We start from the raw sequence: 16,442 nt of genomic DNA on the forward strand, positions 1-16,442 counted from the left end.
GATGAGCGACCAGAAGGGCCGCGTCGTGATCGCGGGAGCGAGCGGGTTCGTGGGGCAGTACCTGCGCGATGCCTTCACCGAAGAGGGCTACGAGGTCGTCACGGTGGGCCGGACCGGTGATGCGGTGTGGGGCAACACCCTGCGCATCCGCGAGCTCGTCGACGGTGCGGCCCTCGTCGTGAACATGGCGGGCAAGAGCGTCAACTGCCGGTACGGCCGCCGGAACCGCGCCGAGATCACGCGCTCGCGGGTGGACACCACGCTCGAGCTCGCCGAGGCCATCCGCACCGCCGAGCAGCCGCCACCGCTGTGGCTGAACGCCTCGACCGCGACGATCTACCGGCACGCCGACGACCGCCCACAGGACGAACTGACCGGCGAGCTCGGAGAGGGCTTCTCGGTCTCGGTGGCACGCGCGTGGGAGGACGCCTTCTTCGGCGCGGACCTGCCGTCGACCCGCCGGGTGGCACTCCGGATGGCGATCGTGTTCGGCGACGGCAGCGCACTCGTGCCGCTCCTCCGGCTGGCGCAGACGGGCCTCGGCGGGCCGCAGTACGACGGCGCCTGGGTGCCGACGCGTTCCCGACTGCGGGCGGGAACGTACCACCACCACCGACCGACCCGCGGCCGACAGCGGTTCAGCTGGGTGCACATCGCCGACGTCCTCGGCTCGATCCGGTTCGTCCGCGACCACCCGGAGCTCGAGGGGCCGGTCAACGTGTCGAGCCCGAACCCGTCCGACAACCGGACCGTGATGGCGACGATCCGCGACGCCGTGGGCCGCCGGTTCGGACTGCCGACGCCGCGGTGGATGCTCGAGGTCGGCTCCTTCGCGATCCGCACCGAGACCGAACTGGTGCTCAAGAGCCGGTGGGTGGTGCCGACGCGGTTGACCCAGGCGGGTTACGAGTTCCGGTACCCGCACCTGCGCGGTGCGCTCGCCGGGATCATCGCGGAGCGTCGCCAGCACCGGGGCTGAGCACCGGCACCGGGACCCCGTCGACCGGCGCGGGGACCGGCTCGTGTGCCAGCCGTGCCGGTCGCGACGACCACAGCACCGCCCCGACCACGACGGCGCCGGCGAGCACCTCGACCAGGTCGGGCACCTCGCCGAAGGCCGCCCACGACGCGAGGACGCCGACGACCGGCACGAGCATGGAGAACGGCGCGACCGTGCTCGACGGGTAGGTCGCCATCAGCCGCGACCAGATCCCGTAGCCGACCAGGGTCGCGACGAGCACGATGTAGAGCAGGCCGAGGTCCGCCGGCAGGGCCTCGGTGGTGAAGGCCGTGCCGAGTGCGGCGCCGATGCGGTCCGGCCCCTCGACCACGAACGACAGCACGGCCATCGGGATCGGCGGCACGACCGACCACCAGAGCGTCAGGTGCAGCGGGTTCGCGGCTCCTGCTCGTCGGGTCGCCACGTTGCCGATCGCCCACCCGAGCGCGCCGCAGAGCGCCAGCACCACCGGGAGCAACGCCGCCGTCTGCGACCGGTGCAGGGCGATCAGGCCGAGGGCGGCGACCGCGATCGTCACGCCGATGACCTGTCGCCCGGTGAGCCGTTCGCGCAGGAACACCCCGGCGAGCACCACGGTGAACGGTGCCGAGGCCTGCAGCACGAGCGAGGCGAGCCCGGACGGCATCCCCGACGCCATGCTCAGGTACAGGAACGAGAACTGCAGCACCCCGAGCCCGAACCCGACGAGCAGCAGCCGTCCGAACGGGATCTTCGGCCGCGGGACGAACAGCAGCGTGGGGACCGCCAGGATCGTGAACCGCAGGGCCGCGAGCAGGAACGGCGGGAAGTGCTCGAGGGCGAGCGCGGTCGCGGGGAAGTTCAGGCCCCAGACGACGGCGACGACCAGGGCGAGGAGGCGGTCACGGGTGGTCATGCTCCGATCGTGGTGGCTCCGAAGGTGTAGGACCAGCGAATTGTTCGCAACCGACGTTGTAGCCTCCCTGCATGGTCGACTTCGACGTGCACCTGCTCGCCGTCCTCCGCGAACTCGCCGAGCGCGGCAGCGTCACCGCCGTCGCCGAGGCCACCCACCGCACGCCCAGCGCGGTGTCGCAGCAACTGCAGACGCTGCAGCGGCAGGTGGGCGTCCCGCTCATCGAGCGCATCGGACGCGGCGTCCGGCTCACCGCCCACGGCGAGGTGCTGGCCGGCCTGTCCGCCGGCGTCGCCACGGCGATCGCCCGGGTCGACGCCGCGTGGCAGGAGCACCTGGGTGGCGCGACGGGCCGCGTCGACCTCGCGATCTTCCCGTCGGCGGCCGAACTGCTGCTGCCCGGAGTCCTCACCCGGATGCGCGCGCACCCCGGCATCGAGCTGGCCCTCGTCGACTTGGACGTCAGCGAGGGGGAGTTCGCACCCCTGGCCGCCGACCACGACATCGTCGTCGGCCACCGGTCGGACGGGGTGCGGCCGGCGGACCAGGGATCGGTCGAGACGGTGCCGCTCCTGCGCGAACCGCTCGACGTCGCGGTGCCACCGGGGCACCGGCTCGCCGGTCGTGAGCGGGTCGGGATCGACGAGGTCGTCGGCGAGACCTGGATCGGCGTGCCCGAGGGCTACCCGATCGACCGGGTCCTGCAGGCGATGGCGGCGGCGTCGGACGCCCCGCCGAGCGTCGCCTTCCGGACGATCCACCTGCCCGTCATCGAGAACCTGGTCGCCGCGGGGCACGGGGTCGCGCTCGTGCCGCGGTACACCTCGGGCACCCGGGCGTCCGGCCGGTTCCACCTGGCCGAGCTGGCCGACGTGCGTGCGGGGCGCCGGATCGAGGCGCTGGTCCGCCCCGACCGTGCGGTCCGCCCCGTGGTGCGCACCGTCCTGGAGGCGCTGGTCGCCGAGGCACTGGACGTCACCACCTGAGACGGTCGCGCCCACTGCCGGGCGCACGCCGTGCCTCCAGTCCGGGTGTGCGCCACGGCAGACCCGCTTCGTGCGCGGAAACGCGCTCAGCGCACCTGGAACGGTGTGCCGAGCGGCAGGAGCTCGGCCAGGGCGCTGATGTCGGCGTTGTGCATGCGGATGCAGCCGTGCGAGGCAGCGGTGCCGATGCTCGAGCTGTCGTCGGTGCCGTGCAGGCCGATCTGGCCCGGGCCGCCACCGAACGAGTTGAGCACGTCCGAGAACGCCGTCGTGCCGTACGCGTACGGGCCGTAGCCGCTGTTCGTCGGGGCGAGCAGCTCGGTCAGGGCGAAGCGGCCGGTCGGTGACGGGGTGCCGCCGGTGCCGGTGGCCACCGGGTAGCTGTCGACGACCTCGCCGTCCTTGTACAGGTCGAGCGTGTTCTCCTCGCGGGTGACCACGATGGCGTACGGGTCTTCGGTGAGGGTGACCGCGCTCGTCGGGACCCACCCGGTGCTGCCGTTCGGACGCTGCGCGAGCTGTACCTGCGCCCAGCCGTCCTGCTGGTCGACCACGCGGAACACGAGTGGTGCGCCGGACTGCTGCGGGTTCGACAGGGTGGTCGTGGCCGTACCACCGGGCGTACTGCTGACCGGCACGCTGTCACCGCGGACTGCGGCGACGGTGGTGCTCGCGGGCGCGTCGACCGCATCGGTGGGGCCCGCGGAGCGCGTCGGGCCCGGTGTCGCCGTGGGGGGCGGCGTCGCGCTCGCGGCGACGGACCGTGTCGGGGTCGGCGCGGGGGCCGCCGACAGGGGGCCGAGGGCGACGAACGCCACCGCCCCGGCGCAGACGACGGCCACGGCGGCGGCGATCAGTGTCGCGCGCCGCCGTGGCTCGGTCGGGAGGATCGGCAAGATCAGCCCGTGAAGGTCGCCGTTCCGGGCACCGGCACGGCGACCGGCGCCGTGGCGGCGTCAGCCGTCACGGTGAGCGTCGTCGCGGCCGTCTGCCCCGACGACAGGCCGACGAGACCGAGCACGTAGGTGCCGGCGGAGTCGACGAGGTCGGCGGGCAGGACGATGGTCCCGGAGACGTTGCCGTCAGCGTCGGCGCGGAACTGGACGCCGGGGATCGCGACGGCGTCGGCTGCGTCGCCGACCGCAGCGGTGACGACCTCGTTCGGGGCGAAGCCCGAGCCCTGCACGCGGACACCGGTGGTGGTGGCCTCGGTCAGCGTGGCGGAGGTGGTGAGCAGACGTGCTGCCGCGGTGGGCTGCGGCGTGAAGTACGTCGTGGTGTCGTCGATGCGCAGGGCCGAGATCGAACCGCTGGCGTCGGCGGCGAGGGCCTGGGCGTCGGACTCGAGCGGCGAGGCGAGGCTCTTCAGCTCAGCGCCGGGTGCCTCCTCGACCGGGGTGGTCGGTGCCGTGGGCTCGTCGGTCGGCGCCGTGGTCGGTGCGACCGTGGGCTCGTCGGTCGGGGCGGGCGTCTCGGTCGGGGCGGGCGTCTCGGTCGGGGCCGGCGTCTCGGTCGGCTCGTCGGTCGCGGGCGGTGCGGGGACCTCGGCGGTGATGTCGATGCCGACGTAGACGACGTAGCCGACGACCTCGGCGTCTGCTGCCTTCAGGTCGGTGGCGAGCTTCGAGGTCGACTCGACCTCGCCGGTGGCGGGGTCGATCCACCGGGTGAGGCCGTCGCTGACACCGTCGGTGTTGCGGGCGTCGGTGGCGAAGACGACGGTCTGCGCGCTGGTGTCGCCGCCCTCCTGGATCGCGAGGCCGAAGCTCGTCGCCCCGGTCGTCGTGGTGCTGAGGCCGGAGGCGAGCGCCCCGACCTCGCCGCCGGGCACCGGCTTCGTCAGGCCGCGGACCAGGCCGACGGCCTCGCCGTCGGAGACCGACAGGCCGTCCTCGTCGAGCGTCGCGAAGTCGGTGATCTCCCCGCCGGCGGTCGGGTCGGACAGCGCCGCCCAGTACCACTTGTCGTTCAGCGGGACGGTGCCCTCGGGTGCCGCAGTGAAGTCGGCGGCCGAGTCGGTCCAGGTCACGATCGCCGACGCGGCGGTGGTCGTCTGGTTCGCGGTGGAGACGGTGGGGACGAGCGCAGCGGTGACGCCGAGCACGGTGGCGCCGACGGCGGCCGCGGTGATGCGGGAACGAAGCACGGTGTGGAGATCCATCCGGTCAGAGGACAGGGGTCGTCCTCTGTGACGCCCCCGTGCTGAGACGATGCTCAGCGGAACGAATCTACCGACTTCATGAGGATTCCGCACCCCTTTGGAGCACAGTGTTCACATCGTGCAGGTGAACAGCGTCAGACGTCGAGGTGGTCGACCAGTTCGTCCGCCAGGCCCGTGTACGTCGCCGGCGTCAGGTTCGTCAGCCGGGCCTTCGCGCCGTCCGAGATGTCCAGACCGTTCACGAACACGATGAGGTCCTGCTGGGTCACCCGCTTGCCGCGGGTGAGGTCCTTGAGCATCGCGTAGGGGTCCTCGATGTTCGACTGCCCGGCGGTGACCTCGGCACGGATGACCGTCTGGATGGCCTCGGCGAGCACCTCCCAGTTGTGGTCGAGGTCGTCGGCGAGCTTGGCCTCGTTCACCGAGATCTCCCCGAGGCCCCGGCGCAGGTTGTCGAGCGCGAGCAGCGAGTGCCCGAACGCGACGCCGATGTTCCGCTGCGTGGTGGAGTCGGTCAGGTCGCGCTGCAGCCGGCTGGTCACGAGGGTCTCGGACAGCGTGGAGAACAGCGCCGACGAGATCTCGAGGTTCGCCTCGGCGTTCTCGAACTTGATCGGGTTGATCTTGTGCGGCATCGTCGACGACCCGGTGGCACCGGCGACCGGGATCTGCGTGAAGTACCCCATCGAGATGTAGGTCCACACGTCGGTCGCCAGGTTGTGCAGGATGCGGTTGGCGTGCCGGATCCGGTCGTACAGCTCGGCCTGCCAGTCGTGCGACTCGATCTGCGTGGTGAGCGGGTTCCAGGTGAGTCCGAGGCCCTCGACGAAATCGCGCGACAGCGTCGGCCAGTCGGCCTCGGGGTCGGCGGCGAGGTGGGCCGAGAAGGTGCCGGTCGCGCCGGAGAACTTGCCGAGGTACTCGCCGCCCTCGATCTGGGCCAGGACGCGCTCGAGCCGGTAGACGACGACCGCGAGCTCCTTGCCGAGCGTCGACGGGGTCGCGGGCTGCCCGTGCGTGTGCGAGAGCATCGGGACGGCGCGCAGCTCGACGGCGAGCGTCCGCAGCTTCTCGAGCACGGCACGGTACGCCGGCAGCCAGACCTGGTCGACGGTGTCGCGCACGGTCAGGGCGTACGACAGGTTGTTGACGTCCTCGCTCGTGGCGGCGAAGTGGGTCAGCTCGGCGATGGCGTCCAGCCCGAGCTCCGAGAGCCGGCGGCGGACGAAGTACTCGACGGCCTTGACGTCGTGGCGGGTCGTCGCCTCGATCTCGGCGAGTTCGGCGATCTGGTCGTGGCCGAAGGTCTCCACGATGCGCCGGAGCGCGGCCTTGTCGTCGACGCTGAGCGGCGAGGTGGTGAACATCGCGTGGTCGGTCAGGAAGACCAGCCACTCGACCTCGACCACGATGCGCGCGCGGTTGAGCCCGGCCTCGGAGAGGTGCTCGCCCACCGTGTGCACGATCGGGTAGTAGCGCCCGTCGAGCGGGCTGATCGGCTGCGGGGGAAGGGGGGTCATGGGGCTCCCTGACGGACGGCCGGCTCGAGCTGGTGGAAGAGCGCCCGGCAGGCCCGTTCGACGGTCGAGAGCACTCGGTCGAACTCGTGCCGGTCCGCGTAGTACGGGTCCGGCACGTCGGTCTGCTGGGGCCAGGCGTCGTCGTACCGCAGCAGGAGCGTCACCTTGGCGGAGTCGTCCATGGTCGGTGCCCACGATCGCAGGACGCGTTCGTGGGAGCGGTCGAGTGCGACCACCAGATCGAGGTCCGGGAACCGGTCCGGGTCGAACTGACGGGCGCGATGCCTGCTGCCATCGTATCCGCGTGCCGCGAGGGCTGCGATCGTGCGCTCGTCGGCCGGTTCGCCGACGTGCCAGTCACCGGTGCCGGCCGACTCGACGTGGAAGCGCTCGGCGAGCCCGGCGTCCGCGGCGATCTGCGCGAAGACGACGCCGGCCATCGGGGACCGGCAGATGTTGCCACTGCAGACGAACGAGACGCGGAACGGGGCGTCGACGTCCGGGGCCATGGTCACATCATGACGCAGGGAGGTGTCCTCCGCGAGGTCCGTCCGCGTCACGCCCGCTGGCGGTTCAGCACCGGGCGGACGAACAGCCCGATCAGCCAGGCGAAGACGGCGAGCACGAAGGCCCCGACGATGCCCCAGCCGAACGACTCGACCTCGAGCCCGAAGCCGAACGCGTCCGAGATGCCCGCGACGATGAGCAGCAGGACCGCGTTCACGATGAAGGAGATCAGCCCGAGGGTCAGGATGTAGATCGGGAACGCCACGATCCGGATCAGCGTGCCGATCACGGCGTTGACGAGCCCGAACACGAAGGCCACGAGCAGGTAGGTGAGCACGGTCGCCGTGGTCCCGCCGTCGCCGAACGCGGTGACGGAGACGCCGCTGACGATGAGCGTGGTGAGCCAGAGGGCCACGGCGTTGACGACGAGGCGGACGAGGAATCGCATGCACCCATGATGCCCTCCGACACCCGCGCAGTCACCGACACCGCCCGCACGGCCGCGGGTTAGCCTGTGCAGGTGACTGACGAGCGTGTGCACATCCGGCCCGAGATCGCCGTCCTCCCCGCCTACAAGCAGGGACGCCAGGCCGCCGACGACGCCTTCAAGCTGTCGAGCAACGAGAACCCGTTCCCCCCGCTCCCCGGGGTGGTCCAGGCCGTGCAGGCGCAGACCGCGTTCAACCGCTACCCCGACGCCACCGCCCTGGCCGTCCGTGCCGCGCTCGCGAACCGCTTCGGACTGACCGCCGACGAGGTGCACGTCGCCCCCGGCAGCGTCGCGATCCTGCACGAGCTCGCCCGCGCGACCTCCGGCCCGGGCGACGAGATCGTCTACGCCTGGCGGTCGTTCGAGGCCTACCCCGGCGTCGTCACCGTCGCGGGTGCCACGAGCGTGCAGGTGCCGAACCGGCCGGACGGCGGCCACGACCTCGACGCGATGGCCGCCGCCGTCACCGACCGCACCCGCATGGTGATCGTGTGCACGCCGAACAACCCGACCGGCCCGATCGTGACCGAGTCCGAGTTCGCGTCCTTCATGGCCGCGGTGCCGCAGTCCGTGCTGGTCGTGCTCGACGAGGCATACGCCGAGTTCGCCACCGACGAGGCCGCCGTGCACGGGCACCCGTTGCTGGCCCGCTACCCGAACCTGGTCGTCCTCCGGACCTTCTCGAAGGCGTACGGGCTCGCCGGGCTGCGCGTCGGCTACGCCCTCGGCCCGGTGTACGTGCTCGAGGCGGTCCGCGCGTGCGCGATCCCCCTCTCCGTCACGGCCCAGGGGCAGGCGGCCGCACTGGCCAGCCTGGAACGCGAGGGCGAACTGCTCGAGCGGGTCTCCGAGATCGCCGCGCTCCGCGACCGCATCGTCACCGAGCTCCGCGAGCAGGGGTGGGCCGTGCCGGACGCCCAGGGCAACTTCGTCTGGCTGCCGACGGGGGACCGCACGGTCGCCGCGGCCGCCGCCTTCGAGGAGGCCGGCATCATCGTGCGGGCCTTCCCGCCGGAGGGCATCCGCATCTCGATCGGCGAGCACGAGGCTGTGGAAACGCTCCTCGAAACGGCCCGCTCGCTTGTGGGGGACCTCCAGGTGGCCGACTGATGCCTGCCGCTACGCTGGCCCGCATGTCATTCCGCGCCGCGGCTCCCGCGACGACCACCGTCCGGCTCCTCGACCCCGAGGGTCGGTTCGTGGAGTCCGACGAGAACGCCGAGTTCGCCGCCGCCGCGCGGGCGATCCCCGACGAGACCCTGCTGGCGATGCACCGCCGCATGGTCCTCACCCGACGGTTCGACCACGCCGGCCACAACCTGCAGCGCACCGGCCAGCTCGGCCTCTGGGTCCCGAGTCACGGGCAGGAAGCGGCGCAGACCGGTTCCGCGTTCGCCCTGCGCGCCCAGGACCACGTCTTCCCTTCGTACCGCGAGCACGCCGTCACGATGCAGCGCGGTGTCGAGCCGATGGAGATCATCGCGATGTACCGCGGGCAGACCCACGGTGGATGGGACCCGGACCAGCGCGGCAACACCCACATCTCCACCCTGGTGATCGGCTCGCAGACCCTGCACGCCACGGGCTACGCGCTCGGCCAGAAGCTCGACGGTGACGTCGGCACGGGCGACCCCGACCGTGACGCGTGCTCCATCGTCTACTTCGGCGACGGAGCGACGAGCCAGGGCGACGTGAACGAGGCGTACGTGTTCTCGGCGTCGACGAAGGCCCCCGTCGTCTTCTTCCTGCAGAACAACCACTGGGCGATCTCGGTGCCCGTTTCGGTGCAGTCGCCGACGCCGCTCGTCGACCGCCCGCGCGGCTTCGGGATCCCGAGCGTCCTGATCGACGGCAACGACATCCTCGCCTCGTACACGGCCTCGGTCGTCGCCACCGACCACGCCCGCAGCGGCCAGGGTCCGGCCTTCATCGAGGCCGACACCTACCGCATCGGCGCGCACACCAGCTCGGACGACCCGAGTCGGTACCGAGCGGACGGCGAGCTCGAGGACTGGGTCCGCCGCGACCCGATCGTCCGCTCCGAGGCGTACCTGCGCTCGAAGGGCGCGACGGACGAGCAGTTCGCCGCGTTCGACGAAGAGGGCGAGGACATCGCCGCCGACGTCCGCCGGCGCACCGTGGCGCTGACCCCGCCGTCCGTCGACGTCATGTTCGACAACGTCTACCGCGAGCCGCACCCGCTGGTCGCCGAGCAGAAGGCCTGGCTCGAACAGTACGAGGCCGGCTTCGAAGGGGGCGCCCACGCATGAGCACCACCGAGCAGCTCTTCGACTACACGCTGCGCTCCCACCCGGGCGCTGGCGAGGTCCCGAGCGACCCCACCCCGACCCTGCCGATGGCGAAGGCCCTCAACGCCGGGCTCGCTGCGGCGATGCAGGCGGACGACAAGGTCCTGCTGATGGGCGAGGACATCGGCCAGCTCGGCGGTGTCTTCCGCATCACCGAGGGCCTGCAGGACCGCTTCGGCCCCGAGCGCGTGCGGGACACCCCGCTCGCCGAGGCCGGCATCATCGGCACCGCGATCGGCCTCGCCTTGCGCGGCTACCGCCCGGTCGTCGAGATCCAGTTCGACGGCTTCGTGTGGCCCGGCTTCGACCAGATCACCTCGCAGCTCGCGAAGATGGCGAACCGGCTGCCGGCGCACATGTCGCTGCCCGTCGTCATCCGGATCCCCTACGGCGGCCACATCGGTGCCGTGGAGCACCACCAGGAGTCGCCCGAGGCGTACTTCGCGCACACCCCCGGTCTGCGCGTGGTCAGCCCGAGCACCCCGAACGACGCCTACTGGATGATCCAAGAGGCCATCGCCTCGAAGGACCCGGTCGTCTTCCTCGAGCCGAAGTCGCGATACTGGCCCAAGGGCCAGGTCGACCTCGTCGACGGGCACGTCCCGATGCACACCACGCGCGTGGCACGCACCGGCACCGAGGTCACCCTCGTCGGTCACGGTGCGATGGTCGCGACCCTCATGCAGGCCGCCGAGCTCGCCGAGTCCGAGGGCACGAGCTGCGAGGTCATCGACCTCCGCTCGATCTCGCCCATCGACTGGGACCCGATCCTCACCTCGGTCCGCAAGACCGGTCGCCTCGTCATCGCGCAAGAGGCGTCCGGCTTCGTCAGTGTCGGCAGCGAGATCGCCGCCACCGTCGCCGAGAAGGCGTTCTACACGATGCAGGCGCCGCCGCTGCGGGTGTCCGGGTTCGACATCCCGTTCCCGGTCTCGAAGCTGGAGCACCTGCATCTGCCGGACGCCGACCGCGTCCTCGAGGCCGTCGACCGCGCCCTCGCGTACTGATCCAGCTCGACTGACCCAACTCGTCCGAACGCCGAAGGAGCCGTAAGTGGCCGTCGCCGAATTCCCCCTGCCCGACGTGGGCGAAGGCCTCACCGAGGCCGAGATCGTGCAGTGGCGCGTCGCGATCGGGGACGAGATCACCGTCGACCAGGTCCTGGTCGAGATCGAGACCGCGAAGTCGCTCGTCGAGCTGCCGTCGCCGTTCGCCGGCACCGTCACGGGGCTGCTCGTGTCCGAGGGTGACACGGTCGAGGTCGGCAAGCCGATCATCCGTGTCGAGTCCGACGCGTCGGTCGCGTCCGGTGCACCAGTCGCCGCTCCGGCCGCGCCGGCGGTTCGGCCGGGAGGCCCGGCACCGGTCGCCGACAGCGTCCCGACCTCGCCCGTGGTCGCCCCGACCCCGCCGGCAGCGCCCGCCCCGGTGGCTCCGGTCGCGCAGACCCAGCCCGCCCCCGCGGCGGCCCCGGCACCTGCTGCTGCACCTGCTCCCGTCGTCGCTGCCGCGCCCACGGCTGCACCGGCAGCACCGGTGCAGCCCGTCGCCGACGGCGCTTCCGTCGTCGGGACGGACGAGTCCTCCGGCGCCGTCCTCGTCGGCTACGGCTCGGCGACCTCGTCGCCGTCGCGTCGCAAGCCGGGCGCCCGCCGGGCCGCAGCCCTCGCGGCCGAGGCGAGCCGTGCCTCCAGTGTGGATGCGCAAGCAGCGGCCGAAGCGGCCAGCGATCCCGGTGAGGACACCACCGCCGAGGCGATCGCCGGTCTGGCCTCCGCGCCCGCGCGCAAGCAGACCCTCGCGACCAACGTGCTCGCGAAGCCGCCGATCCGGAAGCTCGCGAAGGACCTCGGTGTCGAGCTGACCGAGATCGTCGCGACCGGGTTCGCCGGCGAGGTCACCCGCGACGACGTCATCCGGCACGCGAAGCAGGCCAGCGTCTTCCGCAACATCGAGACGCCCGAGTGGGGCGAGGTGCGCAGCGAGACGATCCCGGTCAAGGGCGTCCGCAAGGCCATCGCGACCGCGATGACCACCTCGGCGTTCACCGCACCGCACGTGTCGCTGTTCGTCGACGTCGACGCGACCCACACGATGGAGTTCGTCAAGCGGCTGAAGGCGTCGCCGACGTTCGCCGGCGTCAAGGTCTCGCCACTGCTGATCGTGGCGAAGGCCGTCATCTGGGCCGTCCGCCGCAACCGTTCGGTGAACTCCACCTGGACCGATCGCGAGATCATCGTCCACCACTTCGTGAACCTCGGCATCGCCGCGGCGACCCCTCGTGGGCTCATCGTGCCGAACATCAAGGACGCGCAGGACATGTCGCTGCTCGAGCTGGCGCAGGCGCTCGAGGAGCTCACCCTCACCGCTCGTGACGGCAAGACGACGCCGAAGCAGATGGCGAACGGCACCGTCTCGATCACGAACATCGGCGTGTTCGGCATGGACACCGGAACCCCCATCCTCAACCCGGGCGAGGTCGCCATCGTCGCCATGGGCACGATCAAGCCGAAGCCGTGGGTCGTCGACGGCGAGGTCCGGTCGCGCATGGTGACGACCATCGGCGCCTCGTTCGACCACCGCGTCGTCGACGGCGACGTGGCGTCGCGGTTCGTGCACGACGTGGCCTCGGTGCTCGAGGAGCCGGCGCTCCTGCTCGACTGAGTGCGTGCGGCCTTCCGCAATCGTCGCGTGGTGTTCACACGGATGTCGGTGGTGCGGGGGATGATCGGGGCATGGTCCACCAGCTCCTGACCCCCTCGCAGGAGATCCGAACGGATCGCCTCCTGCTCACCCCGCTCACGCCGGCCGACATCGACGACGTGCACGCGGTGTTCGCCGACGCCCGCACCTGGCAGCACCTGCCGAGCGGACGGCACGTCGCCCGGAGCTCGAGCGTGGACCTGGTGCAGCGGAAGATCGGTGGTCGTGCCCGACACGGACTCGGTTCGTGGGCCGTCCGCACGGCTGCAGACCACGCGTTCGTCGGGGTCGGCGGGGTCGACATGACCGCCGGTGGGGTCTGGAACCTCGGGTACCGGTTGGCTCCCGCGGCCTGGGGGCAGGGCTTCGCGTCCGAGATCGCCCTCGCTGCCGTGCGAGCCGCCGGCGAGACCGCGCCGGACGTCCCCGTGACGGGTCGCGTGCTCACGAACAACCCCGCGTCCGCCGCGGTGCTCCGTCGTGCCGGGCTGTCACTCGTGTGGCAGGGGGCTCCCGGGGTGCAGACGTCGTCCGCCGCGGGGGTCGAGGGGCAGGTCTGGACCGACCGGCTGCTCTCCGACGAACAGTTCGCCTGGCTCGTCCGCAACGCCTGAACCCTCCCGCCGGTCCACGCGGAACGTCACGCACGTTGGCGTTCCGAGGTCGACTCGCTACTGTGATGGGAACTGGTCATGTCCGCGCATGACCACCACCCAGGACCAGCAACGGAGCACGAGGGACGCATGACGAGCCGCATCACCGAGGGTGCCGAACCGAAGCACCAGCAGCTGCGGCGCATCCTGCTCGACCTCGCTACCGCCCGTCTGGCCCCCGGCGCCGCGATCCCGTCCGAACGCCAGCTCATCGCCGAGTACGGCGTCTCACGGATCACCGTGCGCGAGGCACTCGGGCAGCTCGTCAACGAGGGCTACCTCGAGCGTGTGCGCGGCAAGGGCACCTTCGTGGCGCACCGCCCCGTGCAGTCGACGCTGCACCTCGCCTCGTTCACCGAGGAGATGCGCGCGATGGGCCACGTCCCGACCACGGTGGTCCTGGTGCGCGAGGAACGTGTGCCGCCGAGTGACACCGTGGCGGCGCTGCGGCTCGACGCCGAGGTGTCGGCCTTCCACGTGAAGCGACTCCGGATGGCGGACGGCGCTCCGGTGTCGATCGACGACGCCTGGCTCGTGGCCGATGCGTTCCCGGGGCTGCTCGACCACGACCTGTCCGGGTCGGTGTACTCGATCATCGCGAACGAGTACGGCACGCCGATCGACCGGGCACAGCAGACGGTGGCCGCGAACCCGGCCGCCGACGACGTCGCGACCCTGCTCGGCACGAAGACCGGGGCCCCGGTGCTCGAGTTCGACCGGGTGTCGTACGCGGGGGAGCGCCCCGTGGAGCACACCCGCAGCTGGTACCGCTCGGACCGCTACCGGGTGCAGATGGAGGTCACCGCGACCCCGGCGGTCGCGTAGTCCGGCACGAACGCGAAAGCGACTGTGTGCCGCGAGCAGTTCGTGGTACACAGTCGCTTCGGCGGGAAGGACCGGGGAAGAACCGGGGTGCGCCCGGGTCAGACCTCGAACAGGGTGTCACCGTCGAGCACCGAGGTGCCCACCGTGCCCTGGTCGACGGTGTCCGGCGCGGAGCCGAGCACCACGACGGGGCAGATCGGCGAGTAGCCGGCGGCCGAGATCACCGACGGGGTGAACCGGACGACGGGGTCGCCGGCCGTGACCGTCGAGCCCTCGGTGGCGAGGAGCTCGAAGCCCTCGCCCGACAGCTTCACGGTGTCGATGCCGACGTGCACGAGGACGTCCGTGCCCGCCGAGCCCTGCAGCGCGAACGCGTGCGGGTGCAGCTTCACGATGGTGCCGTCGACCGGGGCCACCGCGGTGACCGCGCCCTCGACGCCCGTCGGGTCCACGGCCACACCGGCGCCGACGAGCTGGCCGGCGAACACCGGGTCCGGCACGTCAGCGAGGGCGACGACCGGGCCGGCGAACGGCGTGCGGACCGCCGTCACAGTTCGTCCTGGATGTCCTGCGCGAGGTTGTCGGCGACCGTGCCGACGATGACCTGCCAGCCGGTGCCGCCGCCGACGACGGCCTGGGCGCCCGCAGCCTGCAGCGCGGCCTTGTCGACGAGGTCGCCGTCCTCGACCTCGACACGGAGGCGCGTGATGCAGCCCTCGACCTCTTCGATGTTGTCGGCACCGCCGAGCGCGGCGATGATGTCGGCTGCCTTGATGTCGGCCATCGTTTCCTCCTCGTTAAGGGTTTTCGTACCAGGTTGACACGGGACCGGTCTCGGTTCAGACTACGGAACTGGTCATGACCGGACAGGACCGGACCTGGCGACACCGCCGAGGTTACCTGCGCTGGCTGCACGACTCAACTCACCCCGACAGCTCCACCCAATGACGAGAGGACCTCCGATGAGCGCCACCACTGCCACGGACGTGCCGGAGAAGAAGAAGCCGAAGAAGCAGTCCCGGCTCTTCGCCAACGCCCAGCGCCTCGGACGGAGCCTGCTCCTGCCGATCGCGGTCATGCCCGCTGCGGGCATCCTGAACCGCATCGGGCAGCCCGATCTGCTCGGCGCGATCCCCGGCTTCGAGACGGGAGCGGGAGTCATCTCGGCTGCCGGACAGGCCATCTTCACCTGGCTGCCGCTCCTCTTCGCGGTCGGCATCGCGATCGGGTGGGCGAAGAAGTCGGACGGCACGACCGCTCTGGCCGCCGTCGTCGGCTACATGGTCATGTACCAGGTGTTCGCAGTCATGTCCCCGGTTGTACTCGCGGGGGTCAAGGACGCGAACGGTGACCAGGCGACCATCAACTTCGGTGTCCTCGGCGGCATCGTGATGGGGCTCGTCTCGGCGGTCATGTGGGAGAAGTTCCACCGCACGAAGATGCCCGACTTCCTGGGCTTCTTCTCCGGTCGTCGCCTCGTCCCGATCCTGACCGCTGCGGCTGGTCTCGTCATCGCCGTGCTCATGGCATTCGTCTACCGCTACTTCGACATCGCGCTCACGGCAGCCGGTACCGCCGTTGCGGACAACGCCGTGATCGGTGGCGGCATCTTCGGGTTCGCGAACCGCATGCTCATCCCGATCGGCCTGCACCAGCTGCTCAACTTCTTCCCGTGGTTCCAGCTCGGCAGCTTCACGAACGCGGCCGGCGACATCGTGCACGGCGACATCCCGCGCTTCCTCGCCGGCGACCCGACCGCTGGTATCTTCCAGACCGGCTTCTTCCCGATCATGATGTTCGCGCTGCCGGCCGGTGCGCTCGCGATCTGGCGCAACGCCAAGCCGCAGAACCGCAAGCTCGTCGGCGGCATCATGATCTCGGCCGCGCTCACCTCGTTCGTGACCGGCATCACCGAGCCGCTCGAGTATTCGTTCATGTTCGTGGCGTTCCCGCTGTACATCATCCACGCGGTGCTCACCGGGACGTCGCTGGCGCTGGTCAACGCACTCGGGATCCACGACGGGTTCTCGTTCTCGGCCGGTGCGATCGACTACGTGCTGAACTTCGGCAAGGCGGACGGGGCGATCTGGCTCATCCCGATCGGCCTCGGCTACGCGGTCGTGTACTACTTCCTGTTCAGTTTCGTGATCAAGAAGTGGAACCTCCGCACGCCCGGGCGTGAAGAGGACACGATCGCCGAGAACACGATCGACGCGGCCACCAAGCCGTAGACGTCACCACGTGACGGACAGGCGCGCCCCGCTCAGCGGCAACGCGAAGCGTTGCGCGGGGCGCGCCGACCGAGCCTGCGAGGGAGGCGGTGCCAGCTGGCACCGCGCCTCCTGGCCGTCTGTCGCCACCACCAGTGCCCTGATACCGGTTTTGACAATCGT

17 protein-coding genes are annotated in these 16,442 nt (G+C 71.0%); 9 read left to right on the plus strand and 8 right to left on the minus strand.

Annotation, left to right across the window (positions count from 1 at the left end):
• The first annotated feature begins 1 nt into the window (after position 1).
• Complete coding sequence (locus EDF53_RS09965) at positions 2-979, plus strand: epimerase (protein ID WP_123293444.1); 978 nt, start codon at positions 2-4, stop codon at positions 977-979.
• On the opposite strand, the gene EDF53_RS09970 is transcribed toward EDF53_RS09965, so the two are convergent.
• Positions 948-1,895 (minus strand): EamA family transporter, encoded by a 948-nt coding sequence (locus tag EDF53_RS09970; RefSeq protein WP_123293445.1) that lies wholly within the window; start codon positions 1,893-1,895, stop codon positions 948-950. The genes EDF53_RS09965 and EDF53_RS09970 overlap by 32 nt on opposite strands.
• Positions 1,896-1,966: 71 nt before the next feature.
• Here EDF53_RS09970 and EDF53_RS09975 point away from each other — a divergent pair, with 71 nt between their 5' ends.
• On the plus strand, positions 1,967-2,881 hold the full coding sequence (locus EDF53_RS09975) for a LysR family transcriptional regulator (protein ID WP_123293446.1): 915 nt from the start codon (positions 1,967-1,969) through the stop codon (positions 2,879-2,881).
• An 86-nt stretch (positions 2,882-2,967) separates the two neighbouring features.
• Here EDF53_RS09975 and EDF53_RS09980 read toward each other — a convergent pair whose 3' ends face one another.
• The 5 genes from EDF53_RS09980 to EDF53_RS10000 all read right to left on the minus strand — a co-directional run bounded on the left by EDF53_RS09980 (position 2,968) and on the right by EDF53_RS10000 (position 7,517).
• A complete protein-coding gene (locus EDF53_RS09980; protein ID WP_260215364.1) occupies positions 2,968-3,777 on the minus strand; it encodes a L,D-transpeptidase family protein in 810 nt (269 codons plus the stop codon).
• A 2-nt stretch (positions 3,778-3,779) separates the two neighbouring features.
• Positions 3,780-5,042, minus strand: a complete 1,263-nt coding sequence (locus EDF53_RS09985) for a hypothetical protein (RefSeq protein ID WP_123293447.1) — start codon at positions 5,040-5,042, stop codon at positions 3,780-3,782.
• A gap of 134 nt (positions 5,043-5,176) precedes the next feature.
• Positions 5,177-6,562 (minus strand): adenylosuccinate lyase, encoded by a 1,386-nt coding sequence (gene purB / locus EDF53_RS09990; RefSeq protein WP_123293448.1) that lies wholly within the window; start codon positions 6,560-6,562, stop codon positions 5,177-5,179.
• Positions 6,559-7,071: a low molecular weight protein-tyrosine-phosphatase gene (locus tag EDF53_RS09995; RefSeq protein WP_123293449.1), complete on the minus strand. Its 513-nt coding sequence runs from the start codon at positions 7,069-7,071 to the stop codon at positions 6,559-6,561. The genes purB and EDF53_RS09995 overlap by 4 nt, the downstream gene beginning before the upstream one ends.
• Before the next feature lie 47 nt (positions 7,072-7,118).
• Positions 7,119-7,517 carry a phage holin family protein gene (locus EDF53_RS10000; protein WP_123293450.1) on the minus strand — a complete coding sequence of 133 codons (399 nt, stop codon included), beginning with the start codon at positions 7,515-7,517 and terminating at the stop codon, positions 7,119-7,121.
• 72 nt (positions 7,518-7,589) lie between these two features.
• Between EDF53_RS10000 and EDF53_RS10005 the strand changes: the two genes are divergently transcribed.
• From EDF53_RS10005 to EDF53_RS10030, 6 genes are all read left to right on the plus strand, one after another.
• Entirely contained in the window at positions 7,590-8,669 is a 1,080-nt protein-coding gene (locus EDF53_RS10005; protein ID WP_123293828.1) for a histidinol-phosphate transaminase, read from the plus strand.
• A gap of 23 nt (positions 8,670-8,692) precedes the next feature.
• Positions 8,693-9,829 carry a thiamine pyrophosphate-dependent dehydrogenase E1 component subunit alpha gene (locus EDF53_RS10010; protein ID WP_111087051.1) on the plus strand — a complete coding sequence of 379 codons (1,137 nt, stop codon included), beginning with the start codon at positions 8,693-8,695 and terminating at the stop codon, positions 9,827-9,829.
• An 86-nt stretch (positions 9,830-9,915) separates the two neighbouring features.
• Positions 9,916-10,875: an alpha-ketoacid dehydrogenase subunit beta gene (locus tag EDF53_RS10015; RefSeq protein ID WP_111087054.1), complete on the plus strand. Its 960-nt coding sequence runs from the start codon at positions 9,916-9,918 to the stop codon at positions 10,873-10,875.
• A 46-nt stretch (positions 10,876-10,921) separates the two neighbouring features.
• Positions 10,922-12,532: a dihydrolipoamide acetyltransferase family protein gene (locus EDF53_RS10020; protein WP_123293451.1), complete on the plus strand. Its 1,611-nt coding sequence runs from the start codon at positions 10,922-10,924 to the stop codon at positions 12,530-12,532.
• Between the two features lie 71 nt (positions 12,533-12,603).
• On the plus strand, positions 12,604-13,185 hold the full coding sequence (locus EDF53_RS10025) for a GNAT family N-acetyltransferase (RefSeq protein WP_123293452.1): 582 nt from the start codon (positions 12,604-12,606) through the stop codon (positions 13,183-13,185).
• 129 nt (positions 13,186-13,314) lie between these two features.
• Positions 13,315-14,049, plus strand: coding sequence for a GntR family transcriptional regulator (locus EDF53_RS10030; protein WP_123293453.1), 735 nt, complete (start codon positions 13,315-13,317; stop codon positions 14,047-14,049).
• A gap of 98 nt (positions 14,050-14,147) precedes the next feature.
• Here the strand turns inward: EDF53_RS10030 and EDF53_RS10035 are convergent, their stop codons facing one another.
• A complete protein-coding gene (locus tag EDF53_RS10035; RefSeq protein ID WP_123293454.1) occupies positions 14,148-14,600 on the minus strand; it encodes a glucose PTS transporter subunit IIA in 453 nt (150 codons plus the stop codon).
• Positions 14,597-14,833: a PTS transporter subunit EIIB gene (locus tag EDF53_RS10040; RefSeq protein WP_071253138.1), complete on the minus strand. Its 237-nt coding sequence runs from the start codon at positions 14,831-14,833 to the stop codon at positions 14,597-14,599. Before EDF53_RS10040 ends, EDF53_RS10035 begins: the two co-directional genes overlap by 4 nt.
• A gap of 178 nt (positions 14,834-15,011) precedes the next feature.
• Here EDF53_RS10040 and EDF53_RS10045 point away from each other — a divergent pair, with 178 nt between their 5' ends.
• A complete protein-coding gene (locus tag EDF53_RS10045; protein WP_123293455.1) occupies positions 15,012-16,280 on the plus strand; it encodes a PTS transporter subunit EIIC in 1,269 nt (422 codons plus the stop codon).
• Positions 16,281-16,442: the final 162 nt, after the last annotated feature.

The organism is Curtobacterium sp. PhB78 (genome assembly GCF_003751685.1).
Classification (GTDB): Bacteria; Actinomycetota; Actinomycetes; order Actinomycetales; family Microbacteriaceae; genus Curtobacterium.